The organism is Tepidiphilus baoligensis (genome assembly GCF_012911495.1).
Classification (GTDB): domain Bacteria; phylum Pseudomonadota; class Gammaproteobacteria; order Burkholderiales; family Rhodocyclaceae; genus Tepidiphilus; species Tepidiphilus olei.
This window is the reverse complement of sequence record NZ_JAAAUB010000011.1, coordinates 47,147-69,416: the sequence shown is the minus strand read 5'-3', so window position 1 is coordinate 69,416 and position 22,270 is coordinate 47,147. Positions and strand designations below refer to the sequence as shown.

Sequence of the window (22,270 nt, the reverse complement as noted above, 5' to 3'; positions counted from 1 at the left end):
TTTTATCAGAGGCGAGGAGGGAGGGGTTTTTCGAGGTGCCCAAGGATTCGTCAGAATTTCTGTGGACACCTCGACCCCTACTGATCCAAACTGATCCGCGCCATCGGACGGGCAAGAGCCGGCTTTACCCCCATCTCGATGACCTCTTGCGACGACATCCGGCGCACGGAGGGCTCGTGCAGCCCAACGCCATCCCTTGGTAATGCCCACCCACGCTGCTGGGCGCCGAAAGTGGTCGAGGCTGAGTAAAATCGGGTACGATGCCGTAACGAGCGGCCAAAACGACGAAAATCGATGACAAACAAATATCTATCGTCATCGACGGCCTATTACAATCCATATTTCATGAAAAAATGGTTTGATCTATGTTTCGAAAAACAATTAGAAATCTTTTGTCATGGCAATAGCTGCCCCTGATACTTTTATGCTTGAATAGCAAAATGTCCGGACTTTATACAAAATTTTTGAGTAACGAATTTTCTTTGCTTGCAATAAAAAGACATTTTATTTCATTTGAAAAGACATGATATCAATAAAATACAGGCAATATCCGCCAAAACAAACTCGTCAAGTGGTATACTATTTACTTATTGGGATTTCACGGCGATCAAACCCATGATGGAGCATCTCACACAAATCCTCTTACTCCTGTCCATAGCGATAGCCGTCGTGGTTACATTTCAGCGGCTACACGTCCCGACCAGTCTGGGTTATTTATTGGTGGGTGTGATTCTCGGGCCACATACTTTGGGGCCAACGGTTTCGGTACCCGAACTCGAAAAACTCGCCGAATTCGGCGTCGTCTTTTTGTTGTTCACGATCGGGCTCAATTTCTCCCTGCCTCAATTGCAAGCCTTACGGCACCAGATTTTTGGACTGGGAACCGGACAGGTCGTATTTACAACCTTGCTCGTTGGAATCGTCGCGTGGCTCGCGGGGTTTCCTGTCGCGGTCGCGTTCGTGTTCGGCGCCGCCTTCGCCCAGTCGTCGACCACCATTATCGCAAGCATCCTGAAGGAACGAGGCGAAGACAACACTCAGCACGGGCGCCTCGGGATTGCCATGTCTGTTTTCCAAGACGTCACCGCCGTTCCATTTATCGTCATCATACCCGTGCTGGGCACCTCGGTCTCCGCCGGGGTATTGGCAGGCTCTTTGGGTTGGGCGCTTGCGAAAGCCATGCTCGCGTTCGCACTGGTGTTCATTGCCGGGCGTTGGTTGCTGCGCCCGCTGTTTCATATCATTTCCGAGCAGCGATCGCTCGAAATATTCACGTTGGCAGTGCTGCTGATCGCCTTGCTCGCAGCGTGGACTACAAACAACCTCGGCTTGTCGCTGGCATTCGGGGCATTTCTGGCTGGAATGATGCTGGGCGAAACGGAATTCCGTCATCAGGTGGAATCGAGCATACGTCCGTTCCGTGATGTACTACTTGGCCTGTTCTTTATTGGCATCGGCATGCGTTTCGACCCAACCGCGATACCACCAATATGGCACTGGGCCCTAGTCGGCGCGCTACTCATTCTGGCGAGCAAGACGCTGATCGTCGCCGCAATGCTGTGCAGGACTGGGGTTGACAACCAAGTCGCGTGGCGTACCGGCTTGTTATTGAGCGTGGGCGGCGAATTCGGCCTTGCCCTCATTGCCATCGCATTGGATTCCAACGTGATCGAAGGGCAACAGGCTCAGATTGCGATCACCTCGGTATTGCTTTCGATGATCGCAGGCGCCGTGCTCATTCGTTTTAATGGTGTCATTGCGTCCCGGCTCGTCAGTACCTCGCATGCCGAGACACCAAGTATTCCCGAGTTACCGGAAACATCGGAACAACAGGTCGTAATTGGTGGTTATGGTCGCGTAGGCCACACCATCGCTGTGCTCTTGCATTCATTCGGTATTCCATTCGTGGCTTTTGACATCGATCCGAAGCGGGTCGCCCAGGGAAGAGCAGATGGTTTCCCTGTATATTACGGTGATATATCTGATCCAGAATTGCTGGCAGCCATCCATGTAGAACGCGCGTCGCTGATAGTGCTTACCACCGACGATCCCACCAAAGCATTACATGCTCTTGCATATTTGCGCAGGAATTGTCCGCAGGTACCGGTCGTCGCGCGGGCACGGGATCTCGAAACGAGCGCAAAGCTCCTTCAAGCCGGCGCGGTTTACGCCTATCCGGAAGCCATTGAAGCGAGCCTGCGCCTTGGCGCAGCGGCGCTACAGATACTTCGGGTGCCGTCTGACGTCATTGATCAAGAGATCCAAGGAATCAGGGACTTGGGCTACAAGCCCGTGCTGGAAGATGAGCCGGACAAGCAGGAAAAAGCTGCCCATTGACGGACTTGTTGGTGGCGCAGACAGATATCGGACAGGATGTACAGCCGCCTTTGGGTTGGCGCCAGGTCCTGGATGATTCCGTGGTCTTTTTTATGAAGCGTTCCGCTTTTTGACTTCGTCGAAACTTGCGCCGATCGTTTTCCGCGAACCATCTTTTCATGGCTTCGATGGGTGTGAAATGCACCATGGCTTTGACCTCGCTGATGCGGCCGTTGCATTGGTCAGCCGATGCTCGATCTCGAGCGCCTGGTATAGGACATCGAAGGTATGCGCTTCCGTAGGGGTATGTTCTTGCGCGGGTAATGAATCGGTGAATTCCTTGCCGTTGTAGGAGAGGGTCATACTCAGGCACGAGAGGCTGCCTCGAGAAGTGCTTGAGGAAGCGCCGGGTCTTCAGTATCGGTGCTTGTTGCCATGTCGAATGTTCTCCTCCGACACCCCGGTTCTCGGACAAGGCGGCGCACCGGCAGGTTCGAGCTTTGAATGGTGCGCCGGGTCGCAGGGGTCGTGGCGGCGCTCTCGTACAGTCGGCCCCTCACGACCCAAGAATGATGCACGACGTCGCGGGTCGATGCGATCGTCCGGGACCTGACGCATTAGAGGCACTCCACACGGCGTTCGCTCGAAGCCTAGACCAAGCCCTCACCCCCTGTTTCTCGCTTCCGAGCAGTCCCCGAAGCGAGCGCATGGGCCGCGCGGGTCGTCTCGGGCAGGCGGTAGCGGGTGGTGCAGGCCATCACCCAGTCTACGGCGCGCTCGAGGCTCACGCGATGGCCGATGGAGACGTAGACCGGATGCACGCCCACGCGGGTGCGCAGCACGGCGCCGATGATTTCGCTGCCGTCGCGCAGCGGTACCCAGGCGCCGCGCCGTTGCGGCACCGGTTCGTGCATGCCGATGAGGCGCGACTTGGCCACGCCGATGCTGGGCAGATCGGTGAGCACGCCCAGGTGGCAGGCGATGCCGCAGCGGCGCGGATGCGCCCGGCCGTGGCCGTCGACGAGGAGCAGGTCGGGCGGGGCCGAGAGCCGCTCCAGCGCCTGCAGCACCACCGGCAGCTCACGGAAAGAGAGCAGCCCCGGCACATAGGGGAAGTTCACCTCGGATTCCGCGACCGCCGTCTCGATCAGGGCGAGCGAAGGGAAGTCGAGCACGGCAATGGCGGCCCGTCCCCGCGTGCCGCCGCCGGGAAAGCCGACGTCGATGCCGGCCACGCGCTCTATCTGCCCGTGCGCCTCCTCGCACACGACCCGCCGGGCGATCTCGCGCTGCAGGGCGATCGCCTCGTCCACCGTGCGGGGGTGCAGCAGGGAGAGATCCGTCATCCGCCCTCCCCTGCTGCCGTGGCCGCGGGGCGGGGCCTGCGGCTCATCATCACCACCCCGCCGATCACCAGGCCACAGCCGGCGAGCTGAGCGAGGGTGAGCGGTTCGTCGAGCAACCAGGCGCCGAGCAGCAGGGTGAGTACGGGGCCGAGGGTGCTGATCATGGATACCGGCCCAGGACCCAAACGGCGGATGGCCTCCGAGGCGAGCCACACGGGGGCGACGGTGGAGACGAGGCCATGGCGAGGCCGAGCCACAGCACCGGCGCCGGTTGCTGCCATAGCGAAGGCAAGGGCCGCATGACAATGAACTGGCCAAGCACAAGCAGGCAGGCAAAAGTCGTCGCCCAGGCGCTGAGCCGGGTGGCGCCGATCTTCCCCACCACTTGGCCGGTTCCCAGCAGATAGAGCGCAAAGGCCACGGCCGAACCAAAGACGAGCGCTCCGCCGAGCAAGACGTCGTGCACGCTACCGGGATTTTGCCCGAGGTCATGCACCAGCGCGAGCGCCAGGCCGGCGTAGCAGACGGCGAGCGAGGCGACGGTGCGGCGGTCGAGTCGCGTGCCGAGAAACGCCGCGGACATGAGCACGACCAGCGTCGGATAGCAGAAGAGGATCATGCGCTCCAGGCCCGCGCTGATGTAGCGCAGCCCCAGGAAGTCGAGGTAACTCGATCCGTAATAGCCGAGGAAACCGAGCACGAAGAGCGTGCCCCATTGCCGCGCGGTGAGGCGATGGGTCGCCTTTTTCTCCGCCGCCCAGCCGAGCAGCAGGAAGAACGGCAGGGCGAATCCCATGCGCAGCGCAAGGATCGTTTCGGCGTCGACGCCGTAGCGATAAGCGAGCTTGACGAGCACCGCCTTGAAGGAGAAACCGAAGGCGCCGGCAAAGGCCATCCACCAGCCGAGCGCGGTGTGTTCCCGAGTCGTCATCGTCTTTCTCTTTTTACTTCACAAAACATCGTCCCACCGGACGACAGATCGAACCCGGCACCCAGAAAAGTTGCTCCGGATGCCAGGTACCGAAATAGGCGCGCAGCTTGCGTGCGGCCTGGGGTTCACGCTCCAGCGCCACGGCGGGTACCCCGAAAGCGCGGGCGGTGAGCAGCAGATGCAGGCTCGTGGCGCAGACTTCCACCGCGCCGGCGGCGAGCCCGCCGATCGCTTCGAGCTCGAGTTCGGCAATGAGGCACGCCGCCGCCCGGCTCGAAGGCGAGAGAAAGCGAAAAAGGCGCTCGAGCGCTTCCAGCGTGTCGTGCCACGGGGCGGCCCCCGCTCGGACGAGCGCGAGCCGTTCCCCGTGTTCTTGGCGCGATTCCAGCCAGGCGGCGAGCGCCGCGAGCCACGGATCGGTAGCGCATTCGGCGGCGAATTGCACCAGGCGATAGGCACCGAGGCGTGCGCGCCAGTCGCCCGCACGCGCCCTGAAGGCATGCGCAAGCTTCGAGGCGGTGAGCGCCTCGGCGGGATCCGGCGCGAGCGGCAGGTACAACCCTCGTCGGGCGAAGATCGCCCGGGTGCGGGCATCGCGCACGTGCGCTTCGTCCGCTTCCGCGAGTGCCGTGAATGCGGTGCGCTGGATGCTGCGCGGCAAGGTCTCGAGCCCTGTACCGCCGCAAGGGGCGAACTCGAGGCGGCGCACTCCGGGTGCATCGCGCCGGCGCAGCACGTAGGGCAACGGCCGATGCGTACCGAGCAGGCGCACCGCCTCGCGGCGACGGGCGCAGGGGTCGGCATCGAAACGGGCGATCACCCGCGCGGCACTTTCTTCGTCGAGCAGCATCACCGCCGTGGTCCAGGCATCGCAATTGAGGATCTCTCCGCCGACGTGACGCAGGTCGTAGCCGCCCGGGGTCAGATCCGAAAGCACTTCGGGCAGGGGATGCACGGCGAATCCGGCCACGGCGCGCGCATCCCAGGCACGCAGTCCCGCGAAGTGCACGCGCCGCCCGCCACTGGCCCCGGCGGCGAGCCGGGCGAGCAGCAGGTCGCCATAGTTGTGCCGGTCGAAGGCACCGAAGAGCACCAGGTCGCTCATATCGCCCGGCGCAGGCGCAGCGAGTGCGTCACCACGAAGAGGCTGGAGAGGCTCATCGCCGCGGCGGCAAGCATGGGGTCGAGCAGCCAACCGGTCCACGGATGGAACGCACCGGCCGCGAGCGGAATGAGCGCCACGTTGTAGCCGTAGGCCCAGACGAAATTCCAGCGGATGGTGCGACGCGTGGCACGCGCGAGGCGCACGGCCTGCGGCACGGCGGCCGGATCGCCGCGCATGAGCACTACGTCGCCGGTCTCGATCGCCACGTCGGTGCCGGTGCCCATGGCGATGCCTACGTCGGCCTGGGCGAGCGCCGGCGCGTCGTTGATGCCGTCGCCGACGAAGGCGAGCCGCCGTCCCTGCGCTTGCCATTGGCGCAACACCTCGGCTTTTTCTTCCGGGCGCACTTCGGCACGAACTTCCTCGATGGCGAGCGACCGAGCCACCGCCTCGACGCTACGGCGAGAATCGCCGGAAAGAAGCGCCACCCTCAGCCCAAGCGCATGGAGTTCGGTCACTGCCGCCGCACTCGTGGGCTTGAGCGGATCGGCAAACGCCATGACCCCCACGGGCACTCCCTCCGCTACCACCCACACGAGCGTTCTCCCCTCGCTCGCCTGCGCCTCGGCCCACGCCTCCAGCAGCGGCTCTGGCGCCCGCGCACCCGTTTCCGTGTCCACGAAACGGCGCGACCCCACCGCGAGCCGCACGCCCTCGACGCGGCCGCGGATGCCGCCGCCCGGCACCGGTTCGACCGCCTCGGTGGCGGGTAGCGGCACTTCGCCCACCGCCGCGAGCAGCGCGCCGGCGATGGGATGCTCGCTCGCTTTTTCCAGGGCGGCCACGCGCAGCAGCCACTGCTGCGCCTCGCCCGGCGCACTCCAGGACGAGGCCACCAGTGCCGGTCGACCGGCGGTGAGGGTGCCCGTCTTGTCGAAGACCACGGTGTCGATCTCGGCGAGCCGCTCCAGGGCCGCGCCACGGCGCACGAGGATGCCGCATTCCGCCCCCCGCCCCGTGGCGACCATGAGGGCGACGGGCGTGGCGAGCCCCATCGCACAGGGGCAGGCGATGAGCAGCACACTCACCGCGGCGACGAAAGCGTAGGAGAGCCGCGGCTCGGGGCCGAAGGCCAGCCAGAGCGCAAACGTGAGCGCCGCCACGGCGAGCACCAGCGGCACGAACACGCCGGCCACGCGGTCGGCGAATGCCTGGATGGGCGGTTTCTCGGCCTGAGCCCGTTCGACCAGCGCGATGATGCGCGCGAGCAGGGTCTCACGGCCGACTTCGGTCACTTCCATGGCGAAACCGCCGGAAGTGAGCACGCTGCCGCCGACGACCCGGTCGCCGGGGCGCTTTTCCACGGGCAACGGCTCGCCGGTGAGCATGGACTCGTCGACCCAGCCTGCTCCCTCGCGCACGATGCCGTCGGCGGGCAGGCGCTCACCCGGGCGTACCTGGACCCGGTCGCCGGGGCGCAGTTCCTCGACGGGCAATTCCCACACCGAACCGTCGTCGCGCAGAACCCGGGCCGAGCGCGGCTGCAGCCGCAGCAAGCGCGAGATGGCGCGGGATGCCCGGCCGCGGGCGCGCGCCTCCAGCATGCGTCCCAGCAGAATCAAAGCGACGATGACGCCGGCCGACTCGAAATAGAGGTGGGCGCTGCCCGGCGGAAAAATGTTCGGCACGAGCCAGGCGAGCAGCGAATAGCTCCACGCCGCCCCCGCTCCCAGCAAGACGAGGGCGTTCATCGCCGGGGCGCCGTGGCGCAGCTCCGCCCAGCCGGCACGCAGCAGCGGCGCACCGCAGACGAAGAGGATGACGGAAGAAAGGATCGCCTGCAGCGCCTGCCACACCCAAGTCGGCGCGAGACGGGCAAAGCGCGCTTCGCCACCCGGCAGCATCGGCCCCATGGCGATCAGCACGAGCGGCACCGCGAGCCCCACGGCCCAGAGCACCCGGCGCCGCGCCATGCGTGTGGCTTCGTCCTCTTCATCGGGGGACGTCTGCCGCGCCCGCGCCACCGGCTCGTAACCAAGCTCCCGGATCGTACGCCGGATGGCGGCCTCGTCGACCCGGCTCGGGTCGTAGTGCACCGTGGCGCGCTCGAGCGCCAGATTGACGCTCGCCTGCCGCACGCCCGGCAAGCGCTGCAGGCCCCGCTCGATGCGTCGCACGCAGGCGGCACAGGTCATGCCGCGAATGCCGAGCTCGAGTTCGGCCTCTTCGGCCACGCCCGCGTCAGACGAGCTTTGCGTCATAACCTTCTTCGAGGATCGCCTCGATCACCGCCTGCGGGCTCGGGTCGCCTTCGATCACCACTTCCTCCCGCTCGCGGCTCACCGACACGACGCGCTCCACACCTGGTACTTTTTTGAGCGCCTCGGCCACGGCCTTCTCACAGTGCGCGCAGCTCATCCCCGTGACTTGGTAACGTTGTTGCATCGCCCTTGCTCCTTTCTGTCAAACTTCCAACGGCGAAGAAGAGAGCAGCGCCGCCACGTCCTCTTCGGTGAGCGCAAACCCGCCCGCCTCGCCCGTCTCCAACGTGCCTTCGGCAAGCGAGCGTTTGCGCGCCTGCATCTCCAGCATTTTTTCTTCGACCGTATTGGCGGCGATCAGTTTATAGACGAAGACCGGCTTGTCCTGACCGATGCGGTGCGTGCGGTCGATCGCCTGCTCCTCCACCGCCGGATTCCACCAGGGGTCGAAGAGGATCACCGTGTCGGCCTCGGTGAGGTTGAGCCCCACGCCGCCCGCCTTGAGGCTGATGAGGAAGACCGGCGCGTCGCCCCGGCGAAAGCGATCGATCACCTCGTCGCGCCGACGGGTGCTACCGGTGAGTTTCACATAGGGAATCTTCTGCTCGGCGAGCACCGGCTCGATGCGCTCGAGCATCTGCACGAACTGGGAGAAGACGAGGATGCGGCGCCCCTCTTCGACGAGCTCGGGCAGGGTTTCGCGCAGCCAGTCGAGCTTGGCCGACTCCTTCACCTGGCGCGCCTGCGGCAGGTCGACCAGCGTGGGGTCGCAGCACACCTGCCGTAGTTTGAGGAGCGCGTCGAGCACCGTGATCTGGCTGCGGGCGAGCCCCTTTTCGGCCAGCGCCCGGCGCACGCGCTCCTGCATGGTCAACCGAATCGCCTCATAGACCTTGGCCTGTTTCTCACCCAGCGTCACGGTCTGGACGATCTCGGTCTTGGGCGGCAGCTCCGCCACCACCTCCGCCTTGGTGCGCCGCAGCAGGAACGGGCGAATGCGCCGGCGCAAGTGTTCGAGACGCGCCGCGTCGCCCTCCTGCTCGATCGGATGGCGATACCAGCGGTTGAAGGTCTCGAGCGAGCCGAGAAAGCCCGGCATGAGGAAATCGAAAATGGCCCACAGTTCGCCGAGATGGTTCTCCATCGGCGTGCCGGTCAAGCACAGGCGCTGCTCGGCGCGAAACTTGCGCACGTGCTGCGAGACCTGGGCGCGCGGATTCTTGATCATCTGCGCCTCGTCGAGGATCATCACCGACCACGCCTGCGGGCGCAACAGCTCCACGTCGCGCCACACCAGGGGATAGGTGGTGATGACGAGGTCGTGCCCCGGGATCGCCTCGAGCCGTTCGCGCCGCTGCGCCCCGTGCCAGACGAGCACGCGCAGATCGGGGGTGAAGCGCGCCGCCTCGCGCGCCCAGTTGCCCACGAGGCTCGTGGGTGCCACCACCAGCGCCGGTTGCGTGAGCCGGCCAGCGGCCTTCTCGGTGAGCAGGTGCGCGAGCGCCTGCAGCGTCTTGCCCAGGCCCATGTCGTCGGCGAGAATGCCGTGCAGGCGATGCCGGCGCCAGAACTGCAACCAGGCAAGGCCCGTGCGCTGGTAGGGGCGCATCTGCGCCTGCAGCCCCGGCGGTTCTTCCACCGGCATGGGCCCGCCGTGGCGCTCCAGTTCCTCGAGCATGGCCGAGAGGGTCGGCGCCTGGATCTGCGCCAAGGTGCCGGGCGGCAACTCGCGCAAGAGCGAGAAATCGTAGCGCGACAGCCGCACCGGCCCTTCGCGCCGCGGTTCGCGCCGCAGCAATTCGAGCGTCAGTTTCAAGATGGGCGCGATCGGCTCGAGCGGCACCACCGCGCAGGCATCCTCCTCGGGGAAGGGATAGACGATTTGCTCCGGCCAGTCGTCCTCGCCATAGCGCTCGAAGACCTCCGCCGCGAGCTCGGTGAGGTCGATCTCGCGCTCGCCCGCCTTCACCTTGGCGTCGAACGCGAACCAGTCGCCCCCCTCGTCGGCCTGGGCGAGCTCCACGTCCGCCGTGCTCGCCTCCCATTGCTGCGGCCAGAAATCGTCCGCCACCTCGATCTCGGGGGAAAACTCACCCAGCACCCCGGCCTCGAGCCGCTCGCGCAGCTCGTGCCACAACAAGGGCGATTCGGCCTGCGCCTCGTATTCGGCGAAATCGGGCCAGGCGAGCGTCATCCGCAGCGGCTCGAGCAGCACCCGCACCGTGCCGAACCACTGTTTTTCCCGGGCCACCGAGCGGTGCGGCAGCTCGAGGCGCACCTCGTCCCCGAAGGGATGATGGACTCGCCCCTGAGCATCGACGGCGACTTCGCCGTAGCGCACTTCGGGACGCACGCGCCGCCGCCCTTGCTCGTCGCGCCACAGGATCAGGAGAAAGCGCGCCGGCTCCTCGACCCGCGTAGTCGCCACCGGCGCCGGGGCCGGCAAGGCTTGGCCGAAGAGCTCGCTCCAACGGCGCGCGAACACCGGCGCGTCCTCCTGAGGCACCGGCGGCAGGGCATCGAGCCGCTCCACGTCGCCCCAATCGAGCCCTTCGGGCAGCAACAAAGGGCCCACCGTATGGGTCTTTCGCTGGAAATAGTGCCAGGGCTGCATGAAGCGCAGCGGCACGATGCCCGCATCGCCATTGCCTTCCACGTGCCACACGCCCTGAAAGGCTCCGCGCGCCGTCTCGCGCCACAGCCACAGCAAGCGCCTCGGCTCGCCCCAGCGCAGGAAGACGCCCTCCGTGTGCGATCCCAGGCAGGCGCGGCCGCTCTGGACGATGGCGGCAAAGGCCGCGCCGAGCCAGGTTCGCGGCGGGCCGTGCATCGAGGCCACCGCCAGCCCCATCAAATCGGCGACGGTGAGCGCCCCGTAGACTTCGGGGTGGTAGTAGATCGTGAGGAGATCGACGGGCTTGCCGGCGACGAAGCGGCGCGGATCGCGCTTGTAGGGGCGGGTGAGGAAGGCATTCCAGCCGAAGATACCGCGGCGCTCGTCGAGCCGCACGTCGTAGAGGATGCGCTCCGGCGGCTGCTGGTCCGGCCCCGGGTGAGGGTGCGGCTCGTGGCGATGAAAGCGCAGGCGGGCCGTCTCCTCGATCCAGCGCATCGCCGGGGAACGCTTGGCCTCCAGAATCTCGGCGGCCCGCTCGGCGACGGCGGAAACGCCCCCCTTGCCCGGCGCAAGGGGCCGGTTGCCGAGCATGAGCTCGACGAGCTCGCCCAAGGGGATCCGTCCCTCTTCTTCAGGTGGTGGCGCGGCATCCCCTGAACCCGGCGTGTCGAGCGTTTCCGCTTCGGCAGTCTCCTGCTCCAAGAGCCGTTCGCCGAACTCGATGAGCAGCGCCGCGCAGTGCTTGCACGCCTCCCCGATGGGGCAGGTGCAGGAACATTCGATGGACGAGGGTTTGACGTCGCCCTCACCTTTCCATGAAACATCGATGTTCTGGGCGTAAGGAGCGCGCTGCGTGCCCTGGACCCGGCCCGCGATGTGCCAACGCCGCTCGTCGACAGAGAATTCACAGGAACGCACTCTTCCCCGTTGCACCAAGTCTTCCCCCCGTGACCAGTAGACGGGATCGAAGACGTACTGCCTCAACCATTCAAGACGGCGACGGTTGCGTTCTGCCGGATTCATCGCGCGCAAGCCGAGGAGAAAGAGAATCCCACAGTATAATTGGCCCAAGGTGCAAACTCAATCGCAACGCGGCAGGAGAGGCAATGGCTGGCCATTCCAAATGGGCAAACATCCGTTTCCGCAAAGAACGGCAGGATGCCAAGCGCGGCAAGATCTTCACCCGGCTCATCCGCGAGATCACCGTGGCCGCCCGCAACGGCGGGGGCGACCCGAACTTCAACCCCCGGCTGCGCGCCGCCATCGACAAAGCCAAAGAACACAACATGCCCTCCGAGAACATCGAACGGGCCATCAAGCGCGGCACCGGTGAGCTCGAGGGGGTGAGCTACGAAGAGATCCGCTACGAAGGCTACGGCCCGGGCGGCGCGGCGGTGCTCGTCGACTGCATCACCGACAACCGCACGCGCACCGTGGCCGAAGTGCGCCACGCCTTCAGCAAGCACGGCGGCAACCTCGGCACCGAAGGCTGTGTCGCTTTCCAGTTCAAGCACTGCGGCCAGATGATCTTCGCCCCCGGCACGAACGAAGAGGCGCTCCTCGAAGCGGCGCTCGAAGCCGGGGCCGAAGACGTGATCCCCAACGAAGACGGCTCGTTCGAGGTCATCACCCCGCCGTTCGAGCTCGAGCGCATCCGCGCGGCGCTGGAAGCGGCCGGTTTCACCCCGGCCATGGCCGAAGTGGTGTGGAAACCGCTCAACGAAATCGAGCTCACGGGCGAGGATGCCGCCAAGATGCGCAAGCTCCTCGACGCCCTCGAATCGCTCGACGACGTGCAGGCGGTCTACACTTCGGCGGTCTTCGACGAAGAGGAACCATGACGGCGGCGCGCATCCTCGGCCTCGACCCGGGGCTGCGCATCACGGGGTTCGGTGTCATCGAACGACACGGCGCCCGGCTCGCCTACGTCGCCAGCGGCTGCATCCGCAGCGGCGAAGGCACCCTACCCGAGCGGCTCGCCACGCTCTTTCGCGGCGTGGAGGAGCTCATCGCCACCTACCACCCGGCCGAGATCGCCGTCGAAAAAGTCTTCGTCAACCTCAATCCCCAATCGACCCTGCTCCTGGGGCAGGCGCGCGGCGCCGTGCTCTGCGCCGCAATCCTCGGCGCCACGGCCGTGCATGAATACACGGCACTGCAGGTGAAGCAGGCCGTGGTCGGCTATGGCAAGGCCGACAAAACCCAGGTACAGGAGATGGTGAAGCGGCTGCTCGGCCTCGATGCCGCCCCCGGTGCGGACGCAGCCGACGCGCTCGCCTGCGCCATCTGCCACGCGCACCAGAGCACCCACCCTTACGCCGCCCAGGCCGTGCGGCGCCGCGGTGGGCGGCTGCTCGTTCCCCCGCCCTCGCGCCGATGACCCCGATCGCACTATGGCCCGCCTGGGCGCGCAACCTACCGCGCCTGCTGCTGCTGGGACTGCTCGGCTGGTGGCTCATGAGCAGCGCCACCGCCAACGAGATCGCCGCCGGTCTGGCGCTTTTCCTCTTGGGTCTACGCTCCCTCGAAGACGGGGTGAAGGCGCTCGCCGGCAGCACGCTCGACACGCTCATACGCACGAGCACCCGCAGCACGTTCGGCGGGCTCGCCTTTGGGTTCTTCGCCACCGCCGCGGTGCAATCGAGCAGCATCGTCTCGCTCCTGACGATGTCTTTCGTCTCCGCGCGGATGGTCACTCTCGGCGGCGGCCTGGCCATCATCGTGGGCGCCAACCTCGGCACCACCACCGGCACCTGGATCTTCGCCACGCTGGGCACCTCGCTCGATCTGGCGCGATATGCCCTGCCATTCGTCACGCTCGGCATGGTGCTGCGTTTTTCTCGGGAACGCCCCTTCTGGGCCGCGGGACACGTCCTGATCGGCCTCGGCTTGATCCTATTCGGTATCCATTATCTGAAGATCGGTTTCGAACTCTTCCAGCACCAGTTCGACCTCAGCGCCTACGCCCTACCGGGGTATCAAGGGGTACTGGCCTACACCGTGGTCGGCACCCTCATCACGCTCGTGATGCAATCGAGCCACGCGACCATGCTGCTAACCGTAGCCGCACTCGCCTCCGGGCAGATAGGGTTTGACAATGCGCTCGCCATCGCCATCGGTACCAACATCGGCACCACCGTCACCGCGCTGCTCGGCTCCATCGGCGCCGACCTCGACGCCAAGCGGCTCGCGCTCGGCCACGTTCTCTTCAACGTCTTCACCGCCCTGCTCGCGCTGGCCGCCTTTCCGCTCTTTCTCGCTGGCACGCTACTCGGCTCGAGGCTGATCGGCCTGCCGCAAGACGATCCGCTGCTGCAACTCGCCTTCTTCCACACCTTCTTCAATCTCGTGGGCGTGTGCCTCCTCCTGCCAAACCTCTCCCGCTTTCTCCGGTTGCTGCAAACCCTCGTGCCCGAGACTGCCCAAACGCTCACCGCCCCCAAATACCTCTCGCCCGCCCAGCTCACAACGCCCGAGATCGCCCTCGAATCGCTGCGCAAGGAAACCTGGCGCCTGTTCGACCGAGCGATCGACCTCATCGCCCTGGTGATGCAGGTCGATCCCAAAGCCATGCGCGCTGGCGAGAATCCTCACGAACTCGATCGCCCGCCCGCGCGAATCCATACGCTGGACATCGATGGCCTGTACCGCTCACGCATCAAACCGCTTTCCGGACTCATCGTCGACTTTGCCGCCCGCATCGCCGCCACCCCGGAAGTCGCCACCAAAATGCAGCGAATCCTGCAGGCCAGCGCCGCGATCCAGGAAGCGGTGAAAGACACCAAGCACCTACAGAAAAACCTCGTACGGTGTTTGACGCACTCCAATCCGATCATCCGCCGCCAGTACTTGCGCTACCGCCGTCACCTCGTCGAAACGCTCTATGCCATCGCCAATCTGCCGCGCGAGCAGGGCAGCGACGGCAGTGCGGCCGAGCTCACGATGGTCACCCACACGGCGCTGGCCCAGCTCGACCCCTTGGCGAACGGTCTGCTGGAAGAATGGCTGAAGAACGGAGAGATTTCGCCCGAAGAAGCCACCTCGATGATGAACGACACGGCCTACGTGCGCCGCATCACCGAGAACCTACTCACCGCCGCCCGCGCGCTGGGCGAGGCGACCCAACCCCCTCACACCCCCTGAGCAAAGCGCCCTCAACCAGAGTACGCGGCGGGACAATCCCGGTGGCGCACCACCACGCGCCCGCGCGCCGCGAACGCCCGCCCCAGCCGCTCCACCAGATAGACCGAGCGATGCTGCCCGCCGGTGCAGCCCACCGCCACCGTGAGATAGGCTCGATGCTCGCGCTCGTAGCACGGCAACCACCGCTCGACAAACCCCGCGATCTCGGCAAACATCGCCCCCACTTCCGGAATCGCCTCCAGCCAGCGCACCACCGGCTCGTCGCGCCCGGTCAAGGGGCGCAGCGCCTTGTCGTAATACGGATTGGGCAAGCAGCGGGCATCGAACACCAGATCCGTATCGAGCGGCACCCCGTGCTTGTAGCCGAAGGATTCGAAGGTGAGCGTGAGCCAGCCGCCCTCTCCGGCGAAGACGAACTCGCGGATCCACGCGCGCAGCATTCCGGCCGAGAGATCGCTCGTATCGATGCGGTGCGCCCGCTGCGACAGCGGCGCGAGCAGCTCCCGTTCGAGGGCGATCACCTCCACCAGCGGCCGTCCTTCGCGCGCCAGCGGATGCGTGCGCCGTGTCTCGGAAAAGCGCTCGAGCAGCACCCCGTCGCGCGCTTCCAGAAAGAGCAGATCGACGCCATGCCCCTGCTCCGCCAGGCGCTCCAGCGTACCCGGCAACGCCTCCAGCCCGCCAGTACGCGCGTCGATGGCGATCGCCACCTGCCCCACCCCTTGCCGCGCCAGGTGCTCGACCACCGGCGCGAGAAAGGCCACCGGCAGGTTGTCGATGGCCATGAACCCCGCGTCCTCCAGCGCCCGCAAGGCCACCGTCTTGCCGGAGCCCGAAAGCCCGCTCACCAGCACGATGCGCATTGGATCTTCTCCGATGGTTCGTTCATTCCCCCGCCTCGAACTCCGCGCTCTCGAAGCGCAGTACGGCGCAATTTTCCCGCACCGTCCGCTGCATGTCGTGGTCGAAGCCTGCCGGAGCATCTGCCTCGATCTCGATCACGATCTTCACCGCGATCCCTGGCCGTACGGTGAAGTGCTGGAGCACCTCATCCACCACGTCGGCGAACTGCTTTTTCGCCGTCACCGGATCGAGCATGATCCTGCCGTAGAACCGTTTCTTCGGCACGATCCACCCAGCCTGCCCGCCTCCTTTGGCTACATCCTCCACGACACGAGGCGAAACGCCAGATCCGCTTGCCGTGGTTCCCGTCTCATCCGGTTTGTAAGGAACACGTGACCCCTCCTCGGCCAGGCGCTGCGCCTCCTCGTAGGCGGCAGCCGTCTGGGGTTCGATCAGCAGCAGCGAAGCATCGAGGATCGGCGCATAGCGTTTGCCAAAACTGAAACCGAGATAACGATCCCCTTCCTTGCCCTGAGCGAACCCGAAAAAATCACGGCTGTCGGAGCCCGACACCAGCGCATCACGAAAGACGCCGTCATCCTTGAGTCGTGGCAAATACAGCTGCTGGCAGCTCTGTTGCCACACGTTGAGCGCGGGCGCCTCCTTGACTCCATCCTTCCAGAACCATTCGCGCAACATCCTGGCGAGGTGAATCGGCGCCCAGACCGTGATGAGCAGCTCGTTTTCCTTCAGGACGCGTTCGATCTCTTGTGACCAGTTCGGTGCGCCGGCATTGAGGGAAAGCGCCTGCCACTGCACCTCGGACAGGCCCCTGCCGGGCAGAGCCTCCTGGCCCGGCACCAGCAACCACTTGTACGTCTCGCGGATCGCCTGCCCCACGGTTTTCTCCGCCTGCGCGAGGCTCTCCTGCGCCTGGCGCGCCATCAGGTTGTCCAGGACGAGGCGGTTGTCCCGATAATCCTCGACGATGCTGCGCCACGCCAGATACGAGCGCACGAGATCCTTCAGACGAAGCACGCTGTCCTGGTCCGCCGCGAGAAAAATGAGGCGGTTCTGCTTGAACCGCGGCTGCTCGCCCCTTTTCCGCAGAATTTCGCTGGCGTGCTCGAGCGCGGGACTCTTCCCGCTCTTGCTGAAAGCCGCATCCGGCGGCAGCACCACGAGCCGCAGCAGCCAATCGTCGGGCACGTCCCCACTGGCGGTAAACACATGAATGCCGCCGAACACCCCGGTCGCGAATTGGCGCTGCAGGCGATCACGGATCGTGGGGAACACGTCTTCCCGCTCATGAAAACGGCGCTTGCGCTCCTCCATCTCGCGCCGCAAATTGGGGCGCGTATCGAACCAATACCGGTTTTGGGCATGATTGAGGTAATGCAGCCGGTCGGTCAGCCGGCTCAGGGCGTCCTTGAATACCCCCAGCGGCTGCCCCGGCTGGGCGACACCGAGCAGCACACGCTCCTGCTCCAGCCCGCGCACCAGCTGGTTGGCGCCGAGCTGCACCGAATGCGGTGCGCTGCCAAGAAAAATGGTGCGCGCCACTCGCCGGCACGCCTGGACCCCACCCAAACGCGGATCGCGATTCTCGATCTCCCAAGGTTCCGAACGCTCGCCATCCACGTCGCGCTCGATCACCGGATCCCAACCTTGCGGCAGGTAGTAAATCGCCTCGTTGCGCACATCGACGTCGTAGAGCGGCAGGCTGCCCGGCAGGATCAGCAGGTCGTTATTGCCATCCTGCCACAGGCGATGGATGATCTTGGCCATCAACTTCAGCACGCCCCGTGTGCGCTGGAAATTCTCCAGCGATGACCAGTCCTCGTAGAGTCGGTCAAACACCTCGGGGTGGATCGGATACGCGCGGATCAACCGGTCGAGATAACGCCCCTCCTGCGTCTCCTGGGGAAACTCCTGACGGTTGCCCAGATAATGGTCGGCAAAAGCGCGACAGACCGCTTCCGCGGCTTGCCGGTCCCCGATCGAAGCGAACAGACGCCGACGCACGATCTCGAACGCCTCCTCGGTCGCCACCGGTTTCCACAGGGCCTGTACCCGGCCAAAATAATGCGCCAGCGTCGCCAGCGCCCGCACGCCGCGCTCACTGCCGGCCTCCTTTTCCGACTCGGGCAAGGAAGCAAGCATCACGGCCGTGGGCACCGCTTTCAGCGCCTCGGTGAGCGCCTGCACGAAACTGAGGTTGGCATCGAACGTACCGCCCGAGAGCGCCTTCCCTTCCTCGAACTGCGAGACATAACGCACCAGCTCGTCCACCAGGATCACACAGGGCGCATGCGCGGCGAGCAGCTGCGCGAGTTCCGCCTTGCCTGGTGCAGTGCCGGTCTCGTCGGCCTCCCGCACCCGTGCGTAACCCGCCTCGCCGCCCAGCTGCCAGGCAAGCTCCCCCCACAGCGTGTGTACCGTGCACCCCTCGTGCACCCGCGGCTTGCCCGCCAGGCCGAGCAGATCGACTCCATCGAGTACGGCAACCCGGGCGCGCGGCAATTCGGTGACGCCGGCCGCATCGAGAATGGGTGGCACGCCCGGCAAATCGCCAGCCGGTACCTCTCCCTTGGCGAGGTGATACACCGCCAACATCGTGTGCGTCTTTCCGCCACCGAAAGCCGTCTGCAGCTGGATGACCGGATCGCCCCCTTTGCCGGCGAGGCGGCGCACCACCGAATCGAGCAGCAGCCGCATCCCCTCGGTAATGAACGTCCGCTCGAAAAATCGCACTGGATTTTGATACTCCTCCCGCGCCGTGCCCCCATGCACGCGGGACAGATCGGCGGCGAACTCCGCCTGCTGGAACGTGCCCTTGAGCACGTCTTCGTGGGGAACGGCGATCTCGCGCCAGGGTTTCAAACTCATGGTTTTTTTGTCCTTGGTTCCTGTTTCAGACAACGGTCCAGGGTAGCGCGGGGCTGTGGCAGCCTCTATCGGTCACGACATGACGACGCTCATGCGCCCTCCAAGCTCATAAACCGATCCCTCTGGACATCCAATGATTCAATCATTCCAAGCCCCTCACATATCCAGCTGCGTCTGGGTACCGATCAACCCCACCTCCCCCGCCGCCCGTTCGATCTCGCTCCAGGCGGTGACGAGTTCGTTGTAGGCGCGCGCCTCCTCGGCCCAGCCTTTGCGCTCGCACAGGGTATAGAGGCGGTAGGCGAGCGTGCGAACGGGGTCGGCGCGCTCGGGCATGCGGGCGAGCAGGCGGCCGGCGGCGGCCTCACCCTCCTGGTTGAGCGCGCGGATCAGCTGGTGCAGTGCCTCCCACACGGGCACGCGGGTGTCGTGCTCGGGCGACCAGTCGGCGGGCAGTTCGTGCCACTTCAAGAGCCGCAGCTCGCCCCGGGCGGATTCGACCACGCCCGCCGCCACCAGCCCGTCCACGCTGGTGCCCTTGGCGCGCGCCAGCACGTCGGCCTCCCCATACTTGCCGCTCGCCCAGCCGTGCTGCTCGAACCAGTGCAGGCAGAACTGGGTGTCGTGGTCGAAGTCGTCCTCGGCCAGAAAGCGGTTGATGAGCGCGAGCGCCGTGCGCACGCTCATCGGCGTGCCGTCGGCCTCCAGCACGGCGGCGTATTGGCTGAAGATCGCCATGCCCGGCCCGATGATGGCCTGGCTCAAGTCCACCGGCGCCACCGGCGAGTGCGCCCCGCCGCGGGTCATCGCCTCCAGCGCCTCGGGCAGCGTCGCGTTCAGTTCGCGCAGGAACTCGCGGCGGCTAGCGGTGGGCGCGTCGGGCGCACGTTTGCGGCAGACGAGCACGATGCTGGAGGCCAGCGCGTTGGTGCCGGAGCCGATCATGCGGTTGCCGAGTTCCGTGCGCATCGGCCAAGTGCCGGTCAGGGCAAAGCCGGCGTCGAGCACCGCCTGCAAGAAGGTCTCCCAGCCGGTGCTGCTGGTGCCCGCCTCGTCCTGGGTTTCCGACTGCTTGAAGGCGTAGTAGATGGTGACCGGAAAGGCCGGGTGCGCCTGCTCGGCCAAGTTTTTGAGCGCCTTTTTCATGCCGTCGAGAAAAAAGCGCTCGGCCGCCTCCTTGCTGCCGTGGCGGTAGGGCGTGGCGACCAGCTCCTCGGCCTTGGGCACGGCGAGCGTGGCGTAGAGATTCGGGAAGATGGGCTTGAGCGCGCGGCGCAACCAGACGTAGAAGAAATCGGAGAGGTCGGCGTAGCCGATGTTGTCGTAGTAGGGAGGGTCGGTGGAGATGACTTTATTCTTGCTGAGCGTTTGGGTTTGGGCGTCGGCTTGCTGTGACAGCCCATCACGCTTTGCCGGTAGCTCAAGCAAGGCTCGAACCATATTGCCTAAGCTCACACCGTAGTCACCTGCAGCTTCGGCAAACACATTGTTTTCTGCGAAGTCCCACATCATGGGAATGGCTTGGCGGCCAAACAAATTCCGAACTTGGGTTTTACTGGTTTCCCATCGGCAAAGCGCGTTGCAGATGTCGGTCAATCGACTCAACGCAATTCCCAAATATACCCCCACCGCCTGCGCATACGCCGTAGCGCCGGTACCGCCGGCATCCAGCCCAATGCCGTCGTCGGCCATGCCCGCTGCCATCGCGTCCTGCCGGCATTTTTCGATGGCCTCCTGCACCAGATCGGAAAAGGTGGTGAGCGCCACCAGTTGGCGCGCGGTGAAGAGGTCACCCCATTCCCTAAGCCCATAAGGCACGCAGGTGCCACCCGTGAGGCGAGCCGGTACGCTGCCAGCAGGTTTCCATTGTGGTTGCGCTTGCCGGGCGGTTTCTTCATGTTCCTGAACGGGCGCCAGATAAACGCGGCCACGCGCGCCTTCGGCCACGATCGCCATGAGCCGCGCACCCATGCGGCCAGCTTGGCCCTCTACCTTGATGTAGTCGCCCCCAATGGGAGTATCCGAAAGCAGGCACCGGAAATTGGCTCCGCGGCCTGCGGCCTTGGTGCCTTCCTTCGCCCGCGCATACTCCGCCTCGTCGAACCCTTCTGCTCCGCGCACCTTCACCGTGAAGCGGTAGCGATCCCCCTCCACCACCGGCAGCACGTAGGCTTCCTTGCCCGGCTTGCTGGAGAGCACGAACGTGGAGGCCAGCGGCACGTCCACGTGGGAGAACGCCGGGTTGGGGCTCTTCACCGTGCGCGCCCACAGCCAGGCGATGACGGTGAGCCGCTGGCCCACGAGCGGCGCGAGGTCCGGCCGACCGGCGGCGAGCTCGGGCGTGATCTCGACCGGCGGGTAGAGGTGCCCGATGCGCTTTTCCGCCTCCGCCCGCATCCAGGCACCGTAGCGCCGCACGTCCTCGGCCAACCCTCTGGCGCCGCGCCAGTCCTCGTGCAGCCGGCGTTGGTGTTCGCCCGGCGGCAGCGGCCCCACCGGTGCCTGTCCGGCAAAGCGCGGCGGAATTTCGATCATGGCCTTGTTGATGGTGACTGCCACCGGGTTCAGGTCGCTGGCGTAGCTCTCTAGCCCCAGGCGCTGGGCTTCGAGCGGCAGCGCGCCACCGCCGGCGAAGGGGTCGTGAAAGGCGGGAAGTTTGTCGGGGTCGAACAGCTCGGCGGCCTGCGGGTGGTTGCGGTTGAGCGCGCAGGTCTCGCGCCAGCTTTTCCGGATCTCCTCGCGGGCGCGCTCGAGCACTTCCTCGTTGTTGGTGTTTTCCCACTTCACCAGATCTTCGATGATCCTGAACAGGCGCTCGCGCTCGGCCTGGGCCTTTTCCTTGTTCACGCCGCGCCCGAGCGCGCGCTCGTAGCCGGGGTCGTTGACCATCTGCGCAAAGATCACCGCGCGGGCGGCGGCGAGCGGCCGGCGCGCCCACCACAGGTGCAGCGTGGAGGGGTGGCCGTGGCGGATGGACTTCTCGCGCGCCGCGGCCTCGTTGATGGCATCGAGCGGCAGGGCGACTTCGATGAGTTTCTTGGGGGCTTTGATGGGGGCCATTCTTGGAATCCTTCAGCGCCAGGTGACCGGGCGTGCAAGCACGTAGCCATCGGGCTTGACGAGTTGTTCGGGCAGCTGGCTGGCGCGCAGTTTGTCTTCACCAATGGTGAGGTAGCCGTTGGCGCAGCGCTTGAGCTCGTTCGAATGACGACCGGGCGGAAAAGCGACGATGACGCGCTTTTGGGCAAAGCGCTCGCGCACTTTGCGGATGGGTGTCGTCAGATCACTGTCGCCGGAGATGACGAGTGCGGTGTCGAAGGCGTCGTCGAACGCATCGCTGAGCAATTGGATGGCGATGTTCACGTCTGTCATCTTTTCTTCGTAGTCGGGCCAGTTCGCGTTGCATTGCCGGCATTGCCTGGTTTTCTGCAGGTAGTGGCCAAATTGGGACTGCACGCCGCGCACGGCCAGTGCATCCAGGTAGTCGTTCTGCCGCTTCTGGTCGGCGGTGTTGCGGCCGTTGGCGCGAATGCGGGCCGTGAAGTAGTGCGTCGCGGACAGTTGCTGCCCGGGCTTGAGGAGGCTCTGGGCCAGTGCGGCCACGTCGAGCCAGTAGTAGCGCTTGAAGCCGGAATCTTTCAGCCCGAAGTAGAGGTTGAATCCGTCTACGTAGGCGATCACGCGCTGCATGGCCGGACTCCGGGAACGATGTCTGGCTTGACAGCACAGCCTAACCTGACAATAATAGTATATATTAACCCCGCTGGAGATAGCATCTCCAGCCCGACGCCTCCTTCGGGAGGCGTCTCTTTTTGTAGC

The 22,270-nt window shown here is 65.2% G+C and carries 15 protein-coding genes; 4 read left to right on the top strand and 11 right to left on the bottom strand.

Annotation, left to right across the window (positions count from 1 at the left end; all coding sequences use genetic code 11):
• The first annotated feature begins 618 nt into the window (after nt 1-618).
• Complete coding sequence (locus tag GV368_RS08340) at nt 619-2,337, top strand: cation:proton antiporter (protein ID WP_178086758.1); 1,719 nt, start codon at nt 619-621, stop codon at nt 2,335-2,337.
• Nucleotides 2,338-2,966: 629 nt separating this feature from the next.
• Here the strand turns inward: GV368_RS08340 and nfi are convergent.
• From nfi to GV368_RS08310, 7 genes are read right to left on the bottom strand one after another with little or no spacing between them, the layout of a single operon-like run.
• Nucleotides 2,967-3,662: a deoxyribonuclease V gene (gene nfi, locus GV368_RS08335; RefSeq protein ID WP_169116192.1), complete on the bottom strand. Its 696-nt coding sequence runs from the start codon at nt 3,660-3,662 to the stop codon at nt 2,967-2,969.
• Complete coding sequence (locus GV368_RS11155; protein ID WP_206673359.1) at nt 3,659-3,877, bottom strand: EamA family transporter; 219 nt, start codon at nt 3,875-3,877, stop codon at nt 3,659-3,661. Before GV368_RS11155 ends, nfi begins: the two co-directional genes overlap by 4 nt.
• Nucleotides 3,823-4,593, bottom strand: coding sequence for a DMT family transporter (locus GV368_RS08330; protein WP_206673358.1), 771 nt, complete (start codon nt 4,591-4,593; stop codon nt 3,823-3,825). Before GV368_RS08330 ends, GV368_RS11155 begins: the two co-directional genes overlap by 55 nt.
• A gap of 13 nt (nt 4,594-4,606) precedes the next feature.
• Nucleotides 4,607-5,698 (bottom strand): polysaccharide pyruvyl transferase family protein, encoded by a 1,092-nt coding sequence (locus GV368_RS08325; protein ID WP_169116191.1) that lies wholly within the window; start codon nt 5,696-5,698, stop codon nt 4,607-4,609.
• A complete protein-coding gene (locus GV368_RS08320) occupies nt 5,695-7,959 on the bottom strand; it encodes a heavy metal translocating P-type ATPase (protein ID WP_169116190.1) in 2,265 nt (754 codons plus the stop codon). Before GV368_RS08320 ends, GV368_RS08325 begins: the two co-directional genes overlap by 4 nt.
• Nucleotides 7,940-8,143, bottom strand: a complete 204-nt coding sequence (locus GV368_RS08315) for a heavy-metal-associated domain-containing protein (protein WP_142804189.1) — start codon at nt 8,141-8,143, stop codon at nt 7,940-7,942. The genes GV368_RS08320 and GV368_RS08315 overlap by 20 nt, the downstream gene beginning before the upstream one ends.
• An 18-nt stretch (nt 8,144-8,161) precedes the next feature.
• Nucleotides 8,162-11,599: a DEAD/DEAH box helicase gene (locus GV368_RS08310; protein ID WP_206673357.1), complete on the bottom strand. Its 3,438-nt coding sequence runs from the start codon at nt 11,597-11,599 to the stop codon at nt 8,162-8,164.
• Nucleotides 11,600-11,682: 83 nt separating this feature from the next.
• Here GV368_RS08310 and GV368_RS08305 point away from each other — a divergent pair, with 83 nt between their 5' ends.
• The 3 genes from GV368_RS08305 to GV368_RS08295 are packed head-to-tail and all read left to right on the top strand — an operon-like array spanning nt 11,683 to nt 14,719.
• On the top strand, nt 11,683-12,417 hold the full coding sequence (locus tag GV368_RS08305; protein WP_169116189.1) for a YebC/PmpR family DNA-binding transcriptional regulator: 735 nt from the start codon (nt 11,683-11,685) through the stop codon (nt 12,415-12,417).
• Nucleotides 12,414-12,956, top strand: a complete 543-nt coding sequence (ruvC, locus tag GV368_RS08300) for a crossover junction endodeoxyribonuclease RuvC (RefSeq protein ID WP_142804187.1) — start codon at nt 12,414-12,416, stop codon at nt 12,954-12,956. The genes GV368_RS08305 and ruvC overlap by 4 nt, the downstream gene beginning before the upstream one ends.
• The gene (locus GV368_RS08295; RefSeq protein WP_169116188.1) at nt 12,953-14,719 is read left to right on the top strand and encodes a Na/Pi cotransporter family protein; all 1,767 of its coding nucleotides are present in this window, start codon (nt 12,953-12,955) and stop codon (nt 14,717-14,719) included. Before ruvC ends, GV368_RS08295 begins: the two co-directional genes overlap by 4 nt.
• A gap of 11 nt (nt 14,720-14,730) precedes the next feature.
• Here the strand turns inward: GV368_RS08295 and rapZ are convergent, their stop codons facing one another.
• The 4 genes from rapZ to GV368_RS08275 all read right to left on the bottom strand — a co-directional run bounded on the left by rapZ (nt 14,731) and on the right by GV368_RS08275 (nt 22,141).
• The gene (gene rapZ, locus GV368_RS08290; protein ID WP_169116187.1) at nt 14,731-15,582 is read right to left on the bottom strand and encodes an RNase adapter RapZ; all 852 of its coding nucleotides are present in this window, start codon (nt 15,580-15,582) and stop codon (nt 14,731-14,733) included.
• Nucleotides 15,583-15,604: 22 nt separating this feature from the next.
• Nucleotides 15,605-18,451: an ATP-binding protein gene (locus tag GV368_RS08285; protein WP_169116186.1), complete on the bottom strand. Its 2,847-nt coding sequence runs from the start codon at nt 18,449-18,451 to the stop codon at nt 15,605-15,607.
• 156 nt (nt 18,452-18,607) lie between these two features.
• Complete coding sequence (locus GV368_RS08280) at nt 18,608-21,511, bottom strand: DUF1156 domain-containing protein (RefSeq protein ID WP_169116185.1); 2,904 nt, start codon at nt 21,509-21,511, stop codon at nt 18,608-18,610.
• A 12-nt stretch (nt 21,512-21,523) separates the two neighbouring features.
• Nucleotides 21,524-22,141 (bottom strand): NYN domain-containing protein, encoded by a 618-nt coding sequence (locus tag GV368_RS08275; protein WP_169116184.1) that lies wholly within the window; start codon nt 22,139-22,141, stop codon nt 21,524-21,526.
• Nucleotides 22,142-22,270 lie beyond the last annotated feature (129 nt).

Excerpts from the sequence above, each read along its gene's own strand:
- GV368_RS08340 (WP_178086758.1), top strand. The coding sequence starts at position 619 with ATGGAGCATCTCACACAAATCCTCTTACTCCTGTCCATAGCGATAGCC.
- nfi (WP_169116192.1), bottom strand. The coding sequence starts at position 3,662 with ATGACGGATCTCTCCCTGCTGCACCCCCGCACGGTGGACGAGGCGATC.
- GV368_RS08330 (WP_206673358.1), bottom strand. The coding sequence starts at position 4,593 with ATGACGACTCGGGAACACACCGCGCTCGGCTGGTGGATGGCCTTTGCC.
- GV368_RS08325 (WP_169116191.1), bottom strand. The coding sequence starts at position 5,698 with ATGAGCGACCTGGTGCTCTTCGGTGCCTTCGACCGGCACAACTATGGC.
- GV368_RS08320 (WP_169116190.1), bottom strand. The coding sequence starts at position 7,959 with ATGACGCAAAGCTCGTCTGACGCGGGCGTGGCCGAAGAGGCCGAACTC.
- GV368_RS08315 (WP_142804189.1), bottom strand. The coding sequence starts at position 8,143 with ATGCAACAACGTTACCAAGTCACGGGGATGAGCTGCGCGCACTGTGAG.
- GV368_RS08310 (WP_206673357.1), bottom strand. The coding sequence starts at position 11,599 with ATGAATCCGGCAGAACGCAACCGTCGCCGTCTTGAATGGTTGAGGCAG.
- GV368_RS08305 (WP_169116189.1), top strand. The coding sequence starts at position 11,683 with ATGGCTGGCCATTCCAAATGGGCAAACATCCGTTTCCGCAAAGAACGG.
- ruvC (WP_142804187.1), top strand. The coding sequence starts at position 12,414 with ATGACGGCGGCGCGCATCCTCGGCCTCGACCCGGGGCTGCGCATCACG.
- GV368_RS08295 (WP_169116188.1), top strand. The coding sequence starts at position 12,953 with ATGACCCCGATCGCACTATGGCCCGCCTGGGCGCGCAACCTACCGCGC.
- rapZ (WP_169116187.1), bottom strand. The coding sequence starts at position 15,582 with ATGCGCATCGTGCTGGTGAGCGGGCTTTCGGGCTCCGGCAAGACGGTG.
- GV368_RS08285 (WP_169116186.1), bottom strand. The coding sequence starts at position 18,451 with ATGAGTTTGAAACCCTGGCGCGAGATCGCCGTTCCCCACGAAGACGTG.
- GV368_RS08280 (WP_169116185.1), bottom strand. The coding sequence starts at position 21,511 with ATGGCCCCCATCAAAGCCCCCAAGAAACTCATCGAAGTCGCCCTGCCG.
- GV368_RS08275 (WP_169116184.1), bottom strand. The coding sequence starts at position 22,141 with ATGCAGCGCGTGATCGCCTACGTAGACGGATTCAACCTCTACTTCGGG.